Annotated in this window: 16 protein-coding genes; 8 read left to right on the top strand and 8 right to left on the bottom strand. The window is 49.0% G+C overall.

Translation table 11 applies throughout. From position 1 onward, the window contains the following. The first annotated feature begins 19 nt into the window (after positions 1–19). The gene (gene tyrR / locus D6M16_RS06900; RefSeq protein WP_120511165.1) at positions 20–1,555 is read left to right on the top strand and encodes a transcriptional regulator TyrR; all 1,536 of its coding nucleotides are present in this window, start codon (positions 20–22) and stop codon (positions 1,553–1,555) included. A 40-nt stretch (positions 1,556–1,595) separates the two neighbouring features. On the opposite strand, the gene D6M16_RS06895 is transcribed toward tyrR, so the two are convergent. After that, positions 1,596–2,081 (bottom strand): methylated-DNA--[protein]-cysteine S-methyltransferase, encoded by a 486-nt coding sequence (locus D6M16_RS06895; RefSeq protein WP_120511164.1) that lies wholly within the window; start codon positions 2,079–2,081, stop codon positions 1,596–1,598. Positions 2,082–2,190: 109 nt separating this feature from the next. On the opposite strand from D6M16_RS06895, the gene rimJ reads away from it, so the two are divergent. Continuing rightward, entirely contained in the window at positions 2,191–2,775 is a 585-nt protein-coding gene (gene rimJ / locus D6M16_RS06890) for a ribosomal protein S5-alanine N-acetyltransferase (RefSeq protein ID WP_120511163.1), read from the top strand. A 150-nt stretch (positions 2,776–2,925) separates the two neighbouring features. Here the strand turns inward: rimJ and pyk are convergent, their stop codons facing one another. Then, positions 2,926–4,371 carry a pyruvate kinase gene (gene pyk, locus D6M16_RS06885; protein ID WP_120511162.1) on the bottom strand — a complete coding sequence of 482 codons (1,446 nt, stop codon included), beginning with the start codon at positions 4,369–4,371 and terminating at the stop codon, positions 2,926–2,928. Positions 4,372–4,654: 283 nt separating this feature from the next. After that, positions 4,655–5,509: a MurR/RpiR family transcriptional regulator gene (locus tag D6M16_RS06880; RefSeq protein WP_046219713.1), complete on the bottom strand. Its 855-nt coding sequence runs from the start codon at positions 5,507–5,509 to the stop codon at positions 4,655–4,657. A 313-nt stretch (positions 5,510–5,822) separates the two neighbouring features. Between D6M16_RS06880 and D6M16_RS06875 the strand changes: the two genes are divergently transcribed. From D6M16_RS06875 to fabV, 4 genes are all read left to right on the top strand, one after another. Continuing rightward, positions 5,823–6,656 (top strand): NAD-dependent epimerase/dehydratase family protein, encoded by an 834-nt coding sequence (locus D6M16_RS06875; protein ID WP_120511161.1) that lies wholly within the window; start codon positions 5,823–5,825, stop codon positions 6,654–6,656. 579 nt (positions 6,657–7,235) lie between these two features. Next, positions 7,236–7,907 (top strand): TetR family transcriptional repressor PsrA, encoded by a 672-nt coding sequence (gene psrA / locus D6M16_RS06870; RefSeq protein ID WP_120511160.1) that lies wholly within the window; start codon positions 7,236–7,238, stop codon positions 7,905–7,907. Between the two features lie 68 nt (positions 7,908–7,975). Then, on the top strand, positions 7,976–10,249 hold the full coding sequence (locus D6M16_RS06865) for an acyl-CoA dehydrogenase (RefSeq protein WP_120511159.1): 2,274 nt from the start codon (positions 7,976–7,978) through the stop codon (positions 10,247–10,249). 289 nt (positions 10,250–10,538) lie between these two features. Next, positions 10,539–11,741 carry an enoyl-ACP reductase FabV gene (gene fabV, locus D6M16_RS06860; RefSeq protein WP_120511158.1) on the top strand — a complete coding sequence of 401 codons (1,203 nt, stop codon included), beginning with the start codon at positions 10,539–10,541 and terminating at the stop codon, positions 11,739–11,741. A 108-nt stretch (positions 11,742–11,849) separates the two neighbouring features. On the opposite strand, the gene D6M16_RS06855 is transcribed toward fabV, so the two are convergent. The 5 genes from D6M16_RS06855 to D6M16_RS06835 form a co-directional block, all read right to left on the bottom strand. Further along, positions 11,850–13,202 (bottom strand): ATP-binding protein, encoded by a 1,353-nt coding sequence (locus D6M16_RS06855; RefSeq protein ID WP_120511157.1) that lies wholly within the window; start codon positions 13,200–13,202, stop codon positions 11,850–11,852. Beyond that, a complete protein-coding gene (locus D6M16_RS06850) occupies positions 13,199–13,873 on the bottom strand; it encodes a response regulator (RefSeq protein WP_120511902.1) in 675 nt (224 codons plus the stop codon). Before D6M16_RS06850 ends, D6M16_RS06855 begins: the two co-directional genes overlap by 4 nt. Before the next feature lie 177 nt (positions 13,874–14,050). Continuing rightward, positions 14,051–15,733, bottom strand: coding sequence for an aspartate:alanine antiporter (locus D6M16_RS06845; protein ID WP_120511156.1), 1,683 nt, complete (start codon positions 15,731–15,733; stop codon positions 14,051–14,053). A gap of 162 nt (positions 15,734–15,895) precedes the next feature. Beyond that, entirely contained in the window at positions 15,896–16,159 is a 264-nt protein-coding gene (locus tag D6M16_RS06840; RefSeq protein ID WP_027253338.1) for a GrxA family glutaredoxin, read from the bottom strand. Positions 16,160–16,358: 199 nt separating this feature from the next. Further along, complete coding sequence (locus D6M16_RS06835) at positions 16,359–17,339, bottom strand: porin (protein WP_162940944.1); 981 nt, start codon at positions 17,337–17,339, stop codon at positions 16,359–16,361. A 285-nt stretch (positions 17,340–17,624) separates the two neighbouring features. On the opposite strand from D6M16_RS06835, the gene nfsA reads away from it, so the two are divergent. After that, complete coding sequence (gene nfsA, locus D6M16_RS06830; RefSeq protein WP_120511154.1) at positions 17,625–18,350, top strand: oxygen-insensitive NADPH nitroreductase; 726 nt, start codon at positions 17,625–17,627, stop codon at positions 18,348–18,350. 228 nt (positions 18,351–18,578) lie between these two features. Further along, positions 18,579–19,796: a hypothetical protein gene (locus tag D6M16_RS06825; RefSeq protein WP_120511153.1), complete on the top strand. Its 1,218-nt coding sequence runs from the start codon at positions 18,579–18,581 to the stop codon at positions 19,794–19,796. The last annotated feature ends 401 nt before the right edge of the window (positions 19,797–20,197 follow it).

Below are 20,197 nucleotides of genomic sequence, written 5' to 3'. Positions count from 1 at the left end.
GAGCGAAAAGGCAGCCACTATGAGACTACAAGTCTTTTGTGTCGATCGGCTTGGGATGACCCGTGAATTGCTGGATATTCTGGCAAGCCGGGAACTGGATCTGCGGGGAATCGAAATCGACCGCAGCGGTATTATTTATCTCAATTGTCCGGAAATCGAATTTGAAGAGTTTCGTCAGTTAATGTTTCAAATCCGTCAGTTAGACGGCGTTACGGATGTCCGTAAAATACAGTTCATGCCGAGCGAGCGTGAACACAAAGAATTGAAAGCCTTGCTGGAAGCGCTGCCGGATCCTTTTTTCTCTGTCAATTTGCAGGGCAAAATCGATCTGGCTAATCAGCCGGCAGAGCAGTTGTTAGGCAAAACCCGAGAAGCCGTACTGGGAGAAACCGTCCACAGTGTGCTGGGGTTCAATTTCCATCGCTGGCTGGAGAAAGACGGCGCCAAGCATTACAGCGAAATGGTAGTGTTGTCCGGTCTGGATTATCTGATGGAAGTCATGCCGGTCTACGTGACCGATGAATCCGATAATGAAGTGCTGGCCAGTGCGGTGATTCTGCTGAAATCCCTGTCGGAGGCTAAAATGCCGCTGGCGATGCGCAAGATCAGCGGTGACAATGGTTTTGAGCATCTGGTCGGACAGTCTTCCCGCTTCCGGCATTTGATTGCGCAGGCGAAGAAACTGGCCCTGCTCGACGCACCTTTGCTGATTCAGGGTGAAACCGGCACAGGTAAAGAAATGCTGGCCAGAGCCTGTCACCAGCGCTCCCTGCGTCGGGAAAAGCCATTCCTGCTGGTCAATTGCGTATCCATGCCGGATAACGCCGCAGAAACCGAGTTGTTCGGGGTGGCCGGTACCGGTGGTGAGCCTGGCAAGAAAGGTATTTTCGAACAGGCCAGTGGCGGTACCGTGTTCCTGTATGAGATTGGCGAGATGTCCTCTCATTTGCAGGTGAAACTGTTACGCTTCCTGCAGGATGGCACCTTCCGCCGGGTCGGGGAAGAAAAAGAAGTGCGGGTCGATGTGCGGGTTATTTGCTCCACACAGAAGCGCTTGCCGGATCTGGTTGCCGCCGGACAATTCCGCGAGGATTTGTACTACCGCCTGAATGTATTATCTCTGGTGGTTCCGCCGTTGCGGGAACGGGCGGCAGATATTGTGCCACTGGCTGAGCTTTTTGTGTCTCAGTTTGCCCAGGAGCTGCAGCAGGCAAAACCTGTGATGTCAGATAAACTGTCCCAGATGCTGAGTCAGTATGCGTGGCCCGGCAACATCCGCCAGCTGCGTAATGTCCTGTTCCGTGCCATGACTCAGCTTGAAAGCGCCGAAATGACGGTCGATGATATCCAGTTGCCAGAAAATGAGTCGGCCAGTGTGATCAACGAAGAGACACTCGATGGTTCGCTGGATGACATCATGAAGCGCTATGAAACCGGTATTCTGACAAACCTGTACCGGAGTTACCCTTCTACGCGTAAATTGGCAAAACGATTAGGGGTGTCTCATACCGCAGTAGCGAATAAATTACGGGAATATGGCATCAGCAAGCCGTAATCTGCTTGCTGAGACGTGTCAATCAAGGCAGGCCAGTCAGCTAAAGTGGTCTGAGCTTGGGCTGGATGTGGCCTTTTTCAAGGGCCCGTAAAAGGTTGATTAAATCCAGCCCGAAACGGCAGCTGATTCTCGGGTTCTGGCAGATCACGCGATGGCAGGGTATGAGTATAGGGATGGGATTCACATTCTTTGCCAGAGCCACTGCCTGATGGGCGTGTTTATTGCCAAGTTGGACAGCCAGTTCCTGACTGGTGCGTGTTTCGCCATAGGGAATGGCCTGGATAGCCTGCCAGACCTGGTGCTGAAAAGCAGTGCCGTCGGGCGCTAAACGCAATGAGAATTGCTGACGCTGGCCTTCCAGGTATTGCTTGAGCTGACGGGTGTACTCTTGTAATTTTTTAGGGTGATGAATCCAGCAGGGGGGAGGCTGATAGCCGTCACTGGCAATGGTGATCAGTTTCAGTCCCTGGTCGTCGGCCTGCAGATAAATCAGACCAAGCTCAGTATTGATCAGGTCGTAGTACATAGTTGCCTTCACCGGTCAGAGAGTCTTAACGGCTACCTTCAGCCAGGCACAAGATAACGCCTTAAATGCCGGTAGCGTTAAAGTGAAAGTATAGTATGCAGAGGTCAGCTTGTTTCATTCAATCATGCAGCGTTCATCAACGTTAAAAGTTGATGGACTGACAGTGCGTCTGGTGACGAATAAAGATGCGCGTCAGATAGCGTCCTATTATCAGCGTAACAAACAGTTTCTCCAGCCCTGGGAGCCGCTTCGGGATCCGGCTTTCTTTACTGTGGAAGGCTGGGAACGCCGCCTGACACAGTTGGCTGAGCTCCATAAACACCAGCTGGCGTATTATTTTGTTATCTTCATTGAAGGCTCAGATGAAGTCTGCGGTGTGATTAATTTCAGTAACCTGGTGCGCCACCCGTTTTATGCCTGCCATGTGGGGTATTCGCTCGATGAAAAACATCAGGGCCAGGGCATCATGCGCCGGGCGCTCAATGCGGCCATACGCTGGATGTTTGACGTACAGCAATTTCATCGGGTGATGGCGGCTTATATACCGCGCAATAAACGCAGTGCGGCCGTACTGAAATCGGCGGGTTTCGAGCAGGAAGGTGTTGCCCGTGAATACTTGTTAATCAATGGGCGCTGGGAAGATCATATACTGACGGCCCGTATTAACCCGGATTGGTCTCAGCCTTCGCAGTGACGGTTTAGACCTCTGCTTGCCAAACAGACTGTGTTGCTTTCGGGTGCCAACGCTGGCGATGAGCCGGTAAAGCGAAAATAAAAAAGCTTGCGTTTACTGTATGCTCAGTTCCGCAAGCTTTTTCGTTTTAGTGTGTGTCGCTCTGACTTATCAGTCGACAGTCAGAATACGCATGTTATTGGTACTGCCGACAGTGTCCATGATGTCACCTTGAGTGATAATCACCAGATCGCCTGATTTCAACAGATTCAGCTCTTTCAGATCGTGAATTGCATGTTTGGCAACATCCAGACCTGCATCACCGGCACGGTCGAAATAGACAGGTGTGACACCACGATACAGGGCTGCGCGATTGAGTGTCTGCTCATTGCGCGACAATGCAAAGATTGGCAGGCCGGATGAAATACGCGACATCATCAGCGGTGTACGACCGGATTCAGTCAGTGTGATTATGGCAGTAACACCGACCATATGGTTGGCGGCATACATGGTTGACATCGCAATGGTTTCTTCCGGGGTATCAAAGGTGCGATCCATGCGGTGAGAAGACACGTTCACACTGTGTTCTTTCTCGGCTCCCAGACACACGCTGGCCATGGCTTTGACGGTTTCAACCGGATAATCACCGGCAGCGGTTTCAGCTGAAAGCATCACGGCATCTGTACCGTCGAGTACGGCGTTAGCCACGTCCATCACCTCGGCACGGGTTGGCATCGGGCTGGTGATCATGGATTCCATCATCTGTGTGGCAGTGATGACAGTGCGGTTCAGGCTGCGGGCACGACGGATCAGTTTCTTTTGCACGCCAATCAGTTCCGGGTCACCAATTTCCACACCCAGGTCACCACGGGCAACCATCACAGCGTCTGAGGCCATGATGATATCGTCCATGGCTTCTTCGCTGGCCACCGCTTCAGCACGCTCTACTTTCGCGACCAGACGGGCATTCAGGCCTGCGTCGGTTGCCAGGCGGCGTGCATAATGCATGTCTTCACCGTTACGGGGAAATGAAACCGCCAGATAATCCACATTCATGGCTGCTGCCGTGATGATATCGGCTTTGTCTTTTTCAGTCAGGGCTTCGGCGGACAGACCACCGCCTTTCTTGTTGATGCCTTTGTTATTGGATAACGGCCCACCAACAGTGACTTTTGTGTGTACTTTGTTGCCTTCAACATGCGTGACTTCAAGCTGTACGCGGCCATCATCAAGCAGCAGTAAGTCGCCGGGGCTGACATCTTTTGGCAGTTCTTTATAGTCAAGGCCAACAGCTTGCTGATTACCTTCGCCTTTAGGCAAGTCGCTGTCGAGAGTAAAAGTGTCACCGATAGCCAGCTTGATTTTGCTGTCTTTGAAGGTAGAAATTCGGATTTTCGGGCCTTGCAGATCGCCAAGTATAGCGACGTGACGGCCAAGCTTAGCAGCGATTTCACGCACTTGTTTGGTGCGTTGAATGTGATCGTCAGGGCTGCCGTGCGAAAAGTTCATGCGTACCACGTTGGCGCCGGCCGCAATAATGGCTTCGAGGTTGTTGTCGCGATCGGTAGCAGGGCCGAGTGTAGTTACGATTTTGGTACGTCTTAACCTTTGAGACATGAAGCTCTCCATATAGTCGAAAGGATACGATGAGATGGGTTATAACTTGGGTACATAGTGTTAGCATTATCTGTAATTATATTACAGGTGCTTGTAGTAAAAAGGCGACATAGGACAATGAATTGACGACTTTGCTGTCCGTGTTGGTCGTTTTCATTCTCTGCTGAGCGGGTATTATTGTCCGTTTTAAACGCGGAGGGAATACTGAGGGTATAAAAAAGCATGGCTAAATCACCATGCTTTGATGTTTGTCCAACCTGAGAGTCACTAACAGGCTGTTGAGTTAAAATAACCCTTCTTTTGCAATACGTGAATCTTTGATGGTCTCTTTTACGCGTTTCAGGTTCTCTCTGAACCCCGGGCCACGGCGCAGGGTAAAGCCGGTTGCGAGCACATCAATGACCGTCATCTGTACTACACGGCTGGCCATAGGCATGTAGATGTCGGTATCTTCCGGCACATCAAGGCAGATAGACAGCGAGCATTCGCGATCCAGCGGGGAGTCTTTGGCGGTAATACCAATAACCGTTGCCCCGTTTTCACGGGCCATCTCAGCAATCTCGACTAAGTTCTTGGTACGGCCAGTGTGAGAGATCAGTACCACAACATCATTGTCCGTACAGTTAATGACACTCATACGCTGCATCACAACGTCATCAAAGCAGACAATAGGGATATTGAAGCGGAAGAACTTATTCATGGCATCATGGGCCACCGAGGCTGATGCCCCCAGGCCAAAGAACGAAATGCGTTTAGCCTGAGTCAGCAAGTCTACCGCTCTGTTAACTTGCATTGGATCGAGGCTGCTCTTGGCAACATCCAGACATGCCATTGTGGACTCAAAGATTTTTGCTGTGTAAGCTTCTGCGCTGTCGTCTTCTTCAACGTTACGGTTTACATAAGGCGTACCGTTCGCCAGGCTTTGAGCAAGATGGAGTTTAAAATCCGGGAAACCTTTGGTATCAAGGCGACGGCAGAAACGGTTGACCGTCGGTTCGCTGACATCGGCCATTTTGGCCAGTGTCGCAATGCTTGAGTGAATGGCGGTTTGCGGGGAAGCGATGATAACTTCAGCAACCTTACGCTCAGACTTACTAAAGTTTTCTAAATTATTTTGGATTTTTTCAAGGGTATTCATACGATAACCGCGATTCGTTGCTGAATTTCAAAACAGGCGAGTTCGTTGGGACGCTGCCAAATATGATGAAACTATACTACTTTTCTTTTCAGGCCTCCTAGCAAATCTCTGAAAATCACTTTTCCTTTTTATTATAGTTTGATCACGATCTACTTTCCCTTTCAGTTTTGAAATGATTTTAAAGGGGAAAAACCAATGAATTACCGAGTATTAAGCTGCTTTGTGTTATTTATTTTCAGCACCCGGAATTAATTTACAGTTTGAATTAAATGTACAACAAAAATACAACGAATAAGTTTCAAAGGAAATAACGATGGAAAAAGTAAAGCGTGTCAGTGTCTGTGGCTGTGGCTGGTTAGGTTTGCCTATGGCCAGACGCCTGAATCAATCTGGTTATGAAACATTCGGTTCAAAGCAGACCCAAGAGGGCGCTGAAGTATTGAAGCAAGAGGGAATCCAGGGTGTAGTGGTGCGTTTGCCGTTACCACTCGAGGCGCATTCGCCGACGCTGAACGCATTTTTAGCGGCAGATGTCATGGTGCTGAATGTACCGCCCGGGAGACGAACAACTTCAGCGGATGAATACAGTGCAAAAATCCTGTCTTTATCTGAGGCAGCGAAAGCGGCCGGTTGCCACAGGTTGATCTTTATCAGTACCACTTCGGTGTATGGAGAGGCTGAAGGGGAAATTACAGAGCTAACTGTGCCTGAGCCGGCGACAGAGTCAGGCAGAGCGCATGTTGCTCTGGAGCAGCAACTTCGTCAGGTATGGGGTGATGATCTTGTGGTGTTACGTTTAGCTGGCCTGATTGGTCCTCAACGGCATCCGGTGAAGTTTCTGGCTGGACGGCAGGGCATTGCCAATGGCGGGGCACCAGTCAACCTGGTGCATCAGGATGATGTGATATCAGCCGTCATGGCAATGTTAGAACGTTGGCCGGCAATGAAGACTTTGCACTTATCTGCGCCTCAGCATCCCAGCAGGGAAATGTATTACCGGGAAATGGCCCGTTTGGCAGGGTTAGCCATGCCTGAGTTTCAGCCTGGTGGTGAGCAGGGAAAATGGATCAATGCGTCCGCAACCGTTGAGGCTCTGGGTCTGCAGTGGTGTCATGCGGATTTAATGGCTCAGGCCCCTGAGCTCTGAGGAAGCACAATCGCTTTGCCGTGTATGTTCGGTGTTGCGAGGGCCAGATAAAAAAATCCCGCTGAAAAGTCAGCGGGAGGAATTTATCCTTAACACAATTAGGAGTTTAGCAGCAGTGGCATTGTCGATTAAAGCTGTTCAGTGAACCATTCATTGGCGGCCGGTTATCAATCACTTCGTTAATCTTAATGTCACTAGTTATGACCGAGTGCTCATCGCTTAGTTCCGATTTTACACTGCTTTTTTTTCAATTTTTTCTAACCAATTGATATCTAAAAGACAAAAAGAACTGTTATTTTTAAACAACAACGCATTTGCTGAAACGGTCAGGCAAAGCTCGTCTGTCATGGGGCAAAATGAAAGAAAACCCGTTTCCAGATGAAAACGGGCTTTGAAGAAAATCTTCTAAGAAAAAGCAGTGGCACTATGTATGACTGCGTTATTTAGCCTTGGTTCCCACCGTACTTCGCATAATTTAAATTTTTTTCTTTTCTTCTAGGTTTCAATACTGTTCATCGCTTGTTAAATCTGTTAGCAAGGTGTAGAGTTTAAACATGTGTTTAATACGGGTGACTTAACATGGTAGTCAAAGCTGATACAAAAAGCCGCATTCTGGACGCCGCTGAACTGTTGTTTGCAGAGCATGGCTTCAAAGAAACGTCGCTGCGAACAATAACCAGCAAAGCGGGAGTCAACCTGGCCTCTGTTAACTATCACTACGGTGATAAGAAAACGCTTATCCGGGCAGTGCTGAGCCGCTACCTGGAAGAATTCATGCCAGCACTCAAGCAGGAGCTGGAAGTGCTGCTGACCCGCGATGATTTCAGCATGGAAGATGTCTTCCGTTGTACCAAGCAACCATTGCTGAAGCTTGGTAATTTTCGTTCTGGTGGCGCCACTATTTTTATGTCCCTGATTGGTCGCGGTTATACCGACGTTCAGGGCCACTTGCGCTGGTTTATCGTAACGCGTTACAGCCCGGTGCTGAACCTGTTCACGAAAGCGGTTTGCCGCGCCAATCCATCATTGGATCCGGAAACTCTGTTCTGGCGTTTGCATTTTACCTTAGGGGCGTCTGTTTTCACGATGGCATCCAGTACCGCCCTGCGCGAAATTGCTGAAAATGATTTCAAATGTACTGTGTCGACCGCCGATCTGATTGATCGCATGGTGCCGTATCTCGCTGCAGGTGTTGCAGCGCCGATAGAGATGCCAGCACCAGTATCAGCAGCGACAGAGAACTCTTACTGAACCCTGCAAAAAAACTATAACAGTTAACTCTCGCCAAGACGTGGCAGAAAGACAAAAGGACGTGACCCATGAGTAATAAAAGTCTGAGACAACGCTACATCAGTGATCCTGCTTTCAAGGTATTTAAGAAAGTGCTGCCGCCACTGTCTGATACCGAACGGGAAGCGATGGAAGCAGGCAGTGTCTGGTGGGACGGTCAGCTTTTCGCCGGTAAGCCAGACTGGAATACTCTGCTGAATTATCCAAAGCCTAAGCTGAGTGACGACGAACAGTCTTTTATTGACAACGAGCTTGAAACTCTGCTGAAAATGCTGGATGACAACCAGATTGTTCGTGAAGATCGCGATTTGCCTTCTGAGGTGTGGGAGTATCTGCGAAAAGAAAAATTCTTCTCATTGATCATTGGCAAAGAGTACGGCGGTCGCGAGTTCTCTGCGCATGCCAATTCGACCATTGTGACGCGTATTGCAACCCGAAGCCAAAGTGCCGCCGTGTCTGTTATGGTACCCAACTCTTTGGGCCCGGGTGAGCTGTTAAGTCATTATGGTACAGAAGAGCAGAAGAATTACTGGTTGCCACGCTTGGCTGACGGTACTGATATCCCGTGTTTTGCACTGACCGGCCCGGAGGCTGGTTCTGATGCAGGCGGTATTCCGGATATGGGTGAAGTCTGTTACGGCGAGCATGAAGGTAAAGAAGTTCTGGGTATCCGTGTTAGCTGGAACAAGCGATATATTACTCTGGCACCTGTTGCAACTGTGCTGGGGCTGGCATTTAAACTGCGCGACCCGCAAGGTCTGATTGGTGATCAGAAAGATATCGGTATTACCTGTGCCCTGATTCCAACCAGCCATGATGGCGTGGAAATTGGTGAGCGTCACGATCCACTGGGTGGTGCGTTCATGAATGGTCCCACCCGTGGTCAGGATGTGTTTATTCCTATGGACTGGGTGATCGGTGGCCAGGACTATGTCGGACGAGGCTGGCGTATGCTGGTGGAGTGTCTGTCAGCAGGCCGTGGTATCTCACTGCCGGCTCTGGGGACGGCGATTGGCCATCTGACATCACGCAGCACGGGGGCATATTCTTATGTCCGTAAGCAGTTTGGTATGTCAATTGGTCACTTTGAAGGTGTGGCTGAAGCGCTGGGACGTATTGGCGGCATGACCTATATGCTGGAAGCGGCCCGTACCCTGACAACCACTTCTCTGGATATGAAAGAAAAACCGGGTATTGTGACGGCTATTGCTAAGTACCACATGACCGAAATTGCCCGGACTATCCTGAACGACGCCATGGATATTCACGCCGGACGGGGTATTCAGGCCGGTCCAATGAATTATCTGGCCAATCAGTATATTGGCATGCCTGTGGCGATCACGGTTGAAGGTGCGAACATTCTTACCCGTAATCTGATGATCTTTGGTCAGGGCGCGACCCGTTGTCACCCTTATGTACTCAAAGAAATGGAAGCCGCGGCGAATCCGGATGCAGATCAGGCAGCGAAAGACTTTGATCAACTGCTGTTCAAACATATTGGTTTCGCGGTGGGCAATGTCAGCAAAGCCTTGCTTAATGCTTTCACAGGTTCCAAACTCAACCGGGCGCCGGTTTCGGGTGAAACGGCGTATTACTATCGTCATTTGTCCCGCATGAGTCGTGCTCTGGCGGTGGCGGCAGATTTCTCTATGCTGTCACTGGGTGGGGAGCTGAAACGCCGTGAAATGGTGTCTGCGCGTCTGGGTGATGTGTTAAGTCACCTGTATCTGGCATCAGCCGTGCTGAAGCGTTATGAGATGGAAGGTCGTCAGCAAGAAGATCTGCCTCTGGTTCATTACGCGTTACAGCACTGTCTGAATAAGTGCGGTGTTGCGTTTGATGAAGTCTTCAATAACTTCCCACGCAAAGGTGTAGGCCGGGTATTGCGTACACTGACCTTCCCGCTGGGAATTCACTACGAAGCGCCGAAAGATGAGCTGAAACTGGCAATTTCCAAACTGCTGATGACACCAGGGGTTGCGCGCGACCGTCTGACCACTAACTGCTATATCGGTGAGAAAGATAACGATCCAGTGGCTATCATGGAGCGTGCGTTCATTGCCATGTACGGTGTGCGCGATATTGAGCGTAAATTGGCGAAAGCGGTGAAAGCCGGCACTGTGCCTCGTAAGGCACCGTTAGCTGAAAAACTGAAGATTGCCCTGGATGCGGGGGTAATCACAGAAGCTGAGGTTGAGAAAGTGCATAATGCTGACCAGTTGAGATCGCGTGCGATACAAGTGGACAGTTTTGCACCCGAAGCGTTTAAAAAGGGCGCCTTACAGCCAGGGAAAGCCGCCTGATAAGCAATGATATTGCTTAATGAAGAATAAACCTGGTGGTCGAATATGCCGCGCATTTGCGCGGCATTTTTTTCATCGGCCCGGTTATCCTGTCGTGGTTCAGGTTTTAAGCCTTAATCCTTGCTGCCATTGGCTGCTGTTTTCTTCAGCAACTCATGGCTCAATATCAAAGAATCTGCCTTAACACCTCCAACCACTGGTCGATTTTAGCGATTTCGAACATAAAACTGATGCGAATTAGTGACTAACCTTTTATCCTACGGGCAACAGAACAAAGGAAGAAAACGAAATGATCATCAAACCAAAAATTCGTGGATTCATTTGTACAACAACTCACCCTGTGGGTTGTGAAGCAAACGTCAAAGAGCAAATCGAATACACCAAGTCTCAGCCAAAACTGGAAAATGGCCCTAAGCGTGTATTGGTGGTTGGCTCTTCCACTGGCTACGGTCTGGCTTCTCGTATCGCGGCAGCATTTGGCTCCGGCGCTGCGACTATCGGCGTGTTCCTGGAAAAGCAAGGTACAGAGAAAAAGCCGGGTTCAGCGGGCTGGTATAACTCTGCGGCGTTTGACAAATTCGCTAAAGCAGAAGGTCTGTACTCCAAGAGCCTTAACGGTGATGCTTTCTCGCATGAAATGAAGCAGAAAGTGATTGAGCTGATCAAAGAAGATCTGGGTCAGATTGATATGGTGGTTTACTCACTGGCCTCCCCAGTGCGTAAAATGCCGGATTCAGGCGAACTGATTCGCTCCAGCCTCAAGCCTATGGGCGAGACCTACACAGCGACAGCGGTTGATACCAACAAAGATGTCCTGATTGAAGCGAGCATTGAGCCTGCCAGCGAGCAGGAAATTGAAGATACAGTCAAAGTCATGGGTGGCCAGGACTGGGAACTGTGGATCAATGCTCTGGCCGATGCCGGCGTGCTGGCGGAAGGCTGTAAGACGGTGGCATACAGCTACATTGGTACCGAAATTACCTGGCCAATCTACTGGCATGGTGCACTGGGTAAAGCGAAAATGGACCTGGACCGCGCTGCCAGCGAGCTGAGCAATAAACTGGCTCCGATCCAAGGGACAGCAAATGTGGCTGTGCTGAAGAGTGTGGTGACTCAGGCCAGTGCAGCGATTCCTGTGATGCCGCTGTATATTGCAATGGTCTTCAAGAAAATGCGCGAAGAAGGTGTCCACGAGGGTTGTATGGAGCAAATCTTCCGTATGTTCTCTCAGCGCCTGTATAAAGCCGATGGTTCAGCCACTGAGCTTGACAGCGACAATCGCCTGCGTCTGGATGACTGGGAGCTGCGTGACGATATCCAGGAGCATTGCACAACGCTCTGGCCACAGGTAACAAATGATAATCTGTTCGAGGTGACAGATTATCAGATGTATAAAGACGAGTTCATGAAACTGTTTGGCTTTGGGCTGAATGGTGTGGACTATGAGGCAGATGTTAACCCTGTGGTCGAATTTGACGTTCAGGATGTCTGATCCTTTTGCTGTGATAAAAAAACCGCCCATGAAGGCGGTTTTTTTATGGCTGGCTTTTTCGCGGCAGTATGAGCAGTGAATAAGCGGCGCAGGAAGTTCTAATGCGCGTTAACTGTTCTTGTCATCCGGCAGCTCAATAACAAAGGCTGCACCTTCAATGCTGGCTTTTTCCACGTAAATACGGCCGCCGTAGCAGCTGACGATATCGTGACAGACTGACAGGCCAATCCCTTGTCCCGGATTGCGCTGATCAGCCCGGATCCCCCGCTGGAAAATGGCCTCTCGCATATCATCGCTGACACCGGGACCGTCGTCCTCAATGCGGATAATCAATTTTCCCTGTTGTTTAGCGGCACTGAGCCGAATTTCACTGATGCAGAACCTGAACGCGTTTTCCAGCAGATTTCCCAGCAGTTCCATCAAATCGGTACGGTTTAGCGGGAGACATAAGCCCGTACTGTACTGGCGCTTCAGTGTGACCTGTTTGGTGCTGTAAATCTTCTTCAGCATCCGCTCAAAGCTTTCCACGACAGGGTTGAGCAGGGTTTTATCTTTCTGCAGACCTTGCTGTCCCATCAAAGCGCGTTTTAACTGGTACTGAACCAGATCGTCCATCTGACTGATTTGTTCCAGCATGCGGTGATTGAGATCGCAGCGGGGCAGGGAATGATCATCCAGCAAGGCATTGGCGGCAGCCAGACGGGTTTTCAGGCTATGCGCCAGATCGTCCATCGCGTGACGATAGCGGGCAGTCTTGTCGTTACTGATCCGGATCAGACGATTAAGTGACTGTGTCACGTCCTGCAACTCGGTAGGATAATCACTGTCCAGCTGTTCGCGCTTTGCATCGGTTACCTGATTGAGCTGAGTGGCCAGTTTACGTAACGGCTGGAAGCTCCAGTGAAAGGCAGCGATGAGAAAGGCAACGGCGATCAGGACAAACAAGCCGAGATAGAGGGCGGTCCGGTTGTGAAGCCGGCTCAGAGACTGTTCATAGGCCGTACCTGAGCGCAGAACAACCAGTTGGTAAGCATTGCCATTCTCGCGGTCACGGCTGATATCGTAAGCGATATAGCTTTTAGTATTATCAGCCTTAACCAGGGTGGGGGTTTGCATGGCATCCGGCAGGCTGCTGCAAATACTGATCAGTCCCGCAGCTTTTGCCTCATCGGACAACCAGATCGTATTATCATTGCGATCACAAAGTACCGACATGTAATCCGTTGCGGAAGGATCCAGAGAGTCAATCCACTTATCAACGTCTTTGATTAATCCTGCCCGGTTCAGCTGAGCAACGACTAACGGCATTTGTGCAACAAGATCGGTTGAATAGGCCGCCATGTAACTCTGGCTGTAGAGCTCATTGATCACCCAGGCCAAAGCCGACGTAATCAGGGCAATGATCGCAATGGATGTGATCATTACCCGATGGCGCAAACGCGGGAGAATAGCCAGATTCATTGCGCGGAAAGCTCAAAGATGTATCCCTGACCGCGAATAGTCGAAATAGGGTTGTCCTGGCCAGTCTGGCTGATTTTTTTACGCAGGCGGCTGATCATGACTTCAATGGTATTAGGATCACCTTCCTGATCTTCATACAACACGTCCAGCAGTCGCTGCTTTGAAACCACCTGGCGGCTGTGGCGCATCAGGTATTCCAGCAGCTCGTACTCAAAAGCGGTGAGGTCGAGCAGGCTTTCACTGACGAAAACCTGTTTTGCCAGCAGATCGACACGGATTTCTCCGGCGGTCATCTCTGGCTTGATAAATCCTGCACTGCGGCGAACCAGCGCACTTAGCCGGGCGACCAACTCTTCTCTCTGAAAGGGTTTAACCAGATAATCATCTGCACCAGCTTCCAATCCTGTTACTTTATCCTGCCAGTTAGAGCGTGCTGTCAGAATCAGAATAGGCAGTCGTAAGCCTTTATCACGGATTTCACGAATCAGACTGATACCGTCACGGTCGGGAAGACCGATATCGACGATAGCGACATCATTGGGGTAGTTATCAGCATAAAACAGGCCTTCTTCGGCCGTATTAGCACACTGAACTTGATTGCCCAGTTCACTGAGCTGAGTTTTCAGATGGTGGCACAGAATCGGATCGTCTTCGACTATCAGGATGCGCATCATAATAAAGTTACCTGAAGCTGTGGAATAGTGTTGCAAATACCAGAAAGCACGCTTTATAGCAAAGGGGTCTGGCGGGTACAATTTTCACCGGTTAATTGTGAGAGATTATACCATCTATCATCTGAATAACGGCTGACTCTGCCAAATGTCAGTGTCAGCCGTATGGGGGTGTTTTTAGCTGAGAATAATAATGAGCGTACCTGCTATTGTGAGCAGAACGTTAGCGATGGCGTAAGTGCCTGCATAGCCCAGAGCTGGAATAGTACTGCGGGCATGCTCATTAATCATATCCATTGCCGGGGCACAGGTACGGGCGCCGATAATGGCACCAAACAGCAGTGCGCGGTTCATATCCAGTACGTACGCGCCGAAAAGGTAGGCCAGCATCACGGGAATCACGCTCACCATCATGCTGACTAAAAAAACACTCGGACCAATTTGCGTAATAGATTCAAACAGGTTAGAACCGGCACTCAGGCCAATACCTACCATAAACACCATTAAACCGAGATCCTTCGCCATATTCAGTGCCCCCTGGGGGACATAGCCGAACGTCGGGTGATTGGCGCGCAGGAAACCCAGGGAGATCCCGGCAAGCAACAGACCAGCCGCATTACCCAGGCCAAAGGTAATCTGACCGAAGGTCATGGTAATGGAGCCGAAAAGCAGCCCCATAATAAAGAAGCAGCAAAAGGCGAGGAGATCAGCAATCTGGCTATGGATAGAGATAAAACCAATGCGCTCAGCCAGTCCCAGAACCCGGCTTTTCTCACCGCTGACCTGAAGTATGTCACCTTTATTGAGCAGGGTACTGTGGTCCATCGGCATTTCAATTTGCGCACGTACCACACGGTTGAGGAAGCAGCCATACTCCGCCAGATTCAGCTCTGATAAGCGCTTACCGGCAATGTTGTCGTTCTTGACCACGATCTCTTCTTCTACAATGCGCAGATCGAGTAAATCACGGTCAAAGACCTCTTTTCCGTTGCGAAAGCTGGGATCAAGACGTGCGTGGCTGTCGGGATAACCCACTAAGGCAATTTCATCGCCTTCCTGCAGGATGGCGTCACCATCCGGGTTGGCAAGAATACCATGGCGCCGAATGCGCTCAATGTAACAGCCTGTCTGGCGATAGATACCCAGTTCACGCAAGTTGCGGCCATCGATCCAGTCAATCAGTTCCGGTCCGACACGGTAAGCCCGGATGATAGGTAAGTAGACTTTTCGTTGCGAGACACTCCCTATGCCACGCTCTTTCGCAATTTGCTGAGAAGATTCCGCCAGATCTTGTTTTTGCAGTTTAGGCATCAGCTTGGCCAGCAGTATCAGACTGATCAGACCGATAAGGTAAGACATGGCATATCCCACACTCAGGCTGTCAATCAGATCCTGAACTATCATGGGGTCAGAGAGGTTTGATAAGCCGCCACTCAAGGCGTCTTTGGCACCGACCAGAACCGGGGTAGCGGTAAGGGAGCCAGCCATGAGGCCAGTTGCCAGACCGAGGTCAAGATTCAGATAATGCGACATGGTCAGTGTGATAGTGATGGCCGATAACAGCACCACTAAAGCCAGCAGCAAATAATGCTTACCGTCCCGGAAAAATATACCGAAGAAGTTAGGCCCGGCCTGAATACCCACACAGAAAATGAAAAGCATGAAACCAATATTGAGGGCTTCAGCATCAAAGGTAAAACCGGCGTTACCGAAGAGCAGTGCAGTCAGGAGTACGCCAATGGAATTACCAATCTGCAACTTGGCGATACGAAGTTTTCCGACCGTAAGACCCACAGCAAGAACTACAAAGAGGAGCAGAATATCATTCTGGCGAAGCAGGTCAGCAACGTCGATGTTCACAACAAATTTTTCCGAAGTCAGCGCAATATACTAAAGGTATGGGGCGGAATTTTATCTTAATCTACTTCTATGTGATACCGATATTCGTGGCGCGCGACACAAAAAAAGGCTGATTAAACAGCCTTTTTGTCAACGAGTCACATTTACGCAATTGAACTGTGATTATTGAAACAGTCCTAGGTTGTCTTTTGCGTACGCTTCGAAGTCTGTGCAGCCACCGATATGCTGTTGATCAACGAAGATTTGTGGAACCGTTTCAACGGGCTTGCCCACGGTTTTTTCCAGATCCGCCTTGGAAATGCCTTCTGCGTGAATATCTACGTAACGATAGTTGAAATCATCACGTTCTTCTTTCAGCTTGTCAGCCAAGTCTTTTGCACGAACACAGAAAGGGCAGCCAGGGCGACCAAAAATTACTACGAACATAGAGCTTCTCCTTTGTCTTGTGGGGCTACTATAACGTGAGTCTGTCGGCGGTGAAAGTCGGAATTATCAGTAGCATCAATAGAAAATTTCGATGGTTAGCGCTATTTACATCAGCGGCAAACCTGTTATGTCTGAGGTGACTGCAATCAAAAAAGCCAGGCTGGACAGGCCTGGCTTTGGTTGGCAGTGGAGTAAGAATTTAGAAGTCGTAGCGGATAGCGATCGCCAGAACGTCTTCGTTGCCGTCGATTTGATCGGCTTTGTACTCTGCGTAGGTACGCAGGTTTTTGTTGAACTTGTAGTAGGCGCCAAGAACAAAATAGTCTTCAACATCTGACGTGGTACCTGTATCGGCTTCCAGATAGTTGTAGACAGCCTGAGCAGAGAAGCCATTACCAAAGTTATAGCCCACTACGGCTTCGTAACCGTCATAATCCGTACCGGTTTCTGCACCTGATTTGTCTTTCCAGTTTTCACCCATGCTGTACAGCAAAGCGGCATAAATGTTGTTGGCATCGTACGCAACAGACAGTGCTGTGACTTCTGCATCATCAGTGCCATCCAGACCTTCACCTGAGTTATAACCGGCACCAAACTTCACGCCGACCGGCAGGGCGTAAGAGGCGGCAACACCGTAAGAGGTTGATGTGTCGCCATCTACCTGCTCAACGGCGTTGTTGTCCAGCTGGTAGCTTGCTTCAACAGTCAGGCCGCTGAATTCGCCAGCATATTTCAGCACTGAGCTGGTTTTACCGGTGCCGAAACGGTCGGTACCTGTACCACTTGCATCTGCACCGAATTCTTCCAGGGTATCGGTGTAATCAGAAATCAGAGTAAATGAACCTTCCTGACGACCGTAGGTGGCTTCACCGAAGTTACCGCCCAGACCTGCATAGGCTTTACGTGTTTCAAGACCTTCGTCTTTGGCAGAGGCGTTCACTTCGGTTTCATATACGCCGAGACCGTAAAGGTTGCTGTTAATCTCAGACTTTGCTTTGGCACCAAAGCGGAAGTAGCTTTGATCGCCTTTTTCGCTGTTGTCGTCCGAGCTGTAGTACATACCTACTGCGCGGCCATACAAATCAACGGTTGCCCCATCCTTGTCATAAACGTTTGCAGCAGCAGCCGAGCCAGAAACAAAAGCAGTAATCAATGCCGATGCTAAAACAGTTTTTTTCATTTCTTTTTCCCCTAAGTAGGTATCAAGTGCTTCATTGCTGTTTTGATGGGCTGCAGGATAGAAGGTGAATATGACAAAAAAATGTTGTTCAAAAGTCACTTTGATGAAAGCGAAACATTATTTATCAATGAATTAATCCATTTTGCACGCTGTTCGGCCAACCATATTGTGCAATCTGGATCATCTGGTTGTTTATGATAGAGTGCATAATTGCACCCAGATAATCTTTGTTATTGGCAAGCGAAGAATGGTGTTTTCAAGCTCAACAACAGGATGAAGCGAATAATGAATCAGACAATTGATACGATACTGGCACACCGTTCTATACGACGTTTTACCTCGGAACCTATTCAGGCTGATGTCCTCTCGACCTTGTTTGATTGTGCAATTGCGGCGTCGTCTTCCAGCTTTATCCAATGCGTGAGCGTGATACGGGTGACTGATACAGACAAACGTACTCAGATGGCCCATCTGGCCGGTGATCAACCTTATGTGGCTTCTGCCGCCGAGTTTTTGGTGTTCTGTATTGATTTCCATCGCCATGTGCAAATTCATCCTGAAGCACAGCTTGGTTTTACTGAGCAGACGCTGATTGGGGCCGTCGATGCCGCGCTTATGGCACAAAATTGTTTGTTAGCGGCTGAATCTTTGGGTTTGGGTGGGGTCTATATCGGCGGGATTAGAAATAATCCGGCAGAGGTGGCTGCATTGCTTGATATGCCTAAGCATGTCATGCCTGTTTTTGGCTTATGCCTGGGCTATCCGGATCAAAATCCTGAACCTAAGCCGCGTCTGCCGCAGCCGTTGGTGATTCACCAAAACAGCTATCAGCAGGATCTGGATCGTCAGCAGTTGGCACAATACGATGAAAAAGTGCGCCAATATTACCATTCGCGAACTGGCGGCAATAAAGACATGAGCTGGTCAGAACAGATTACCGCGACGTTAACCAAAGAAGCCCGGCCCTTCATGAAGGATTTCCTTGTCAGTAAAGGCTTTAGTACGAAGTAGGCATCAGTTAAACTATTTGAGTATTCACTCATTTTTGTCTTACCGATTTGTATAATTGGTCACTTTCTGCTTGTAATTTAAGAAGAAAGTGATCAACCGAGCGCTTAGTATGCTGATGCTGGAAAAGATTGTTATTTCATACTGGTACGACTTCTGCCGCTTTACAGACATAGCTTTCCATAACTTTGAGTGGATTGGCTTTAAAATCAAATTATTACGGAATTTTTTATGAAAAGAACGGGCCTTTCAGCCCTGATGGTATTTTTTGTCGTGTTATTGGGTGCTTGCTCAAGCACACCTGAAATGAGTGAGTCGGATACTGCTATCTCTGAACAGGGCGAATTTCAGCGGGTATTATCTGCTTACCGGCACTGGCAGCAGTCAATGCAACATACCAGCGAACTGGCCATTTATTCACCGGATGTTTATCAACTCATGATAACCAGCTGGGAAAATGCAGAAAAAATTTATCAAGAGATCACTGCAACACCGTCGACGGCTTATAAAAGTTACTCTTTGTTTTCTTCTACCACGTATTTACAGCAGATACAGTTAGAACTGAATCAGGTTGAAGTTTCTTTTAATCAATTGAAGCAGTTACAGAAAGTTGCTGATGATGTTCTGTCACCTGCCATCACTCAGATGCAGTATCTTGACTCTCTGGATGCCAAGCAGTATTACCGGAGTGAGTACACACGCTTGCATCGCCTGTATGCCAGCTTGTTTACCTTGGTAGAAGATGATGAGCTGAGTGATGCGAGAGAGGAGCAGGATGAATTTCTCTTGCGCAGCCACAGCTTGGAAGTTAAGACAATCAAGAAAATCTACATTGCGCCGCTGGAAGCCATGATGATTGAACTGCGCCGCCAGGATGTTAATGATTATGCGCCAAACAGCTATGCGCAAATTGAGCAGCGTATCGAAGCTGGCAAGGCATTAATCGAACGTACCCCGCGCGACTTTGATGCCATTCAGCAGGCGGCGAGTGCGGTACAGTTCGAGCTGGCTCACGCGCAGCATATTTCGTTGGAAGTTCAGCGCTTACGTGATTTAAGCAAAGATGATTACGAGTCTTATATTCTGGATTTCGAAAATAAGCTGCTGAGAATTTCCAAGGCTTTAAAAGAAGAAGACTTGCGTGATCAGCCTATTCAGGAGCAGGCCAGATTAATCATTGATGGTGCAATCAATGCCAGGGAGGCAAGGGTCAGCAGGCCGCCGGCAGATGAAGTGCTAAAGGATAAAGACAAGTACATCCGCGACCTCAATGCATTGGTAATGAGCCAGCAGCGTCAGATCAGCTTGTTGCAGTCTGAATTGTCTGTTAACAAGGAAACACTGCCTTCAGTGCCTTTACCGGCGTCGAGTGGCACACCCGCCGCCAACGCTACTTTGACTGAGCCACAGAACGAGACTGGTGAAGCCGGATCTGCCGTTATGCAGTAGAGTGTTTGTTATACGACACATAAAAGTGAAAAACCGCTACCGGGGTAGCGGTTTTTTTTTGTACACAATTTCCTCGCTGATTGTTTGATATCACCATGACTCTCTTTTGTTGGCTATTTGTCTCAGGCCATAAAAGCAGTGATTTATGCTGCATCATTACGGCTTAATTATAATAGATTCGCTGTTTTTATGGCCATCAACCATTCGGTTTAGATGGTTTTTGATGCATTCTGTTACATCTTTTGCTGATTTTGATATATTTTTTATATTTACTTTTTCTCGGTTAATCATGCTTTTTTATCCGATGGTTGGTTTTTGTACGGCTGAGACATTGTTTTCCCTCAGGACATAGATTAGAATTCGCGCCGCGCCAGATTGCGCAATTATTTTAATTAATGTCA

Origin of the sequence: Photobacterium salinisoli (assembly GCF_003614885.1) — a bacterium.
In the GTDB taxonomy this organism is placed as follows: Bacteria; Pseudomonadota; Gammaproteobacteria; order Enterobacterales; family Vibrionaceae; genus Photobacterium; species Photobacterium salinisoli.
The sequence above is the reverse complement of the archived record's forward strand: the minus strand, read 5'-3'. Positions and strand labels throughout refer to the sequence as shown.

Bases quoted from the DNA above. Each gene is read 5' to 3' on its own strand.
- D6M16_RS06865 (WP_120511159.1), top strand. From the start codon at position 7,976: ATGAGTAATAAAAGTCTGAGACAACGCTACATCAGTGATCCTGCTTTC.
- tyrR (WP_120511165.1), top strand. From the start codon at position 20: ATGAGACTACAAGTCTTTTGTGTCGATCGGCTTGGGATGACCCGTGAA.
- D6M16_RS06825 (WP_120511153.1), top strand. From the start codon at position 18,579: ATGAAAAGAACGGGCCTTTCAGCCCTGATGGTATTTTTTGTCGTGTTA.
- D6M16_RS06850 (WP_120511902.1), bottom strand. From the start codon at position 13,873: ATGCGCATCCTGATAGTCGAAGACGATCCGATTCTGTGCCACCATCTG.
- D6M16_RS06880 (WP_046219713.1), bottom strand. From the start codon at position 5,509: ATGAATACCCTTGAAAAAATCCAAAATAATTTAGAAAACTTTAGTAAG.
- nfsA (WP_120511154.1), top strand. From the start codon at position 17,625: ATGAATCAGACAATTGATACGATACTGGCACACCGTTCTATACGACGT.
- D6M16_RS06840 (WP_027253338.1), bottom strand. From the start codon at position 16,159: ATGTTCGTAGTAATTTTTGGTCGCCCTGGCTGCCCTTTCTGTGTTCGT.
- psrA (WP_120511160.1), top strand. From the start codon at position 7,236: ATGGTAGTCAAAGCTGATACAAAAAGCCGCATTCTGGACGCCGCTGAA.
- D6M16_RS06875 (WP_120511161.1), top strand. From the start codon at position 5,823: ATGGAAAAAGTAAAGCGTGTCAGTGTCTGTGGCTGTGGCTGGTTAGGT.
- D6M16_RS06835 (WP_162940944.1), bottom strand. From the start codon at position 17,339: ATGAAAAAAACTGTTTTAGCATCGGCATTGATTACTGCTTTTGTTTCT.
- pyk (WP_120511162.1), bottom strand. From the start codon at position 4,371: ATGTCTCAAAGGTTAAGACGTACCAAAATCGTAACTACACTCGGCCCT.
- D6M16_RS06855 (WP_120511157.1), bottom strand. From the start codon at position 13,202: ATGAATCTGGCTATTCTCCCGCGTTTGCGCCATCGGGTAATGATCACA.
- D6M16_RS06895 (WP_120511164.1), bottom strand. From the start codon at position 2,081: ATGTACTACGACCTGATCAATACTGAGCTTGGTCTGATTTATCTGCAG.
- fabV (WP_120511158.1), top strand. From the start codon at position 10,539: ATGATCATCAAACCAAAAATTCGTGGATTCATTTGTACAACAACTCAC.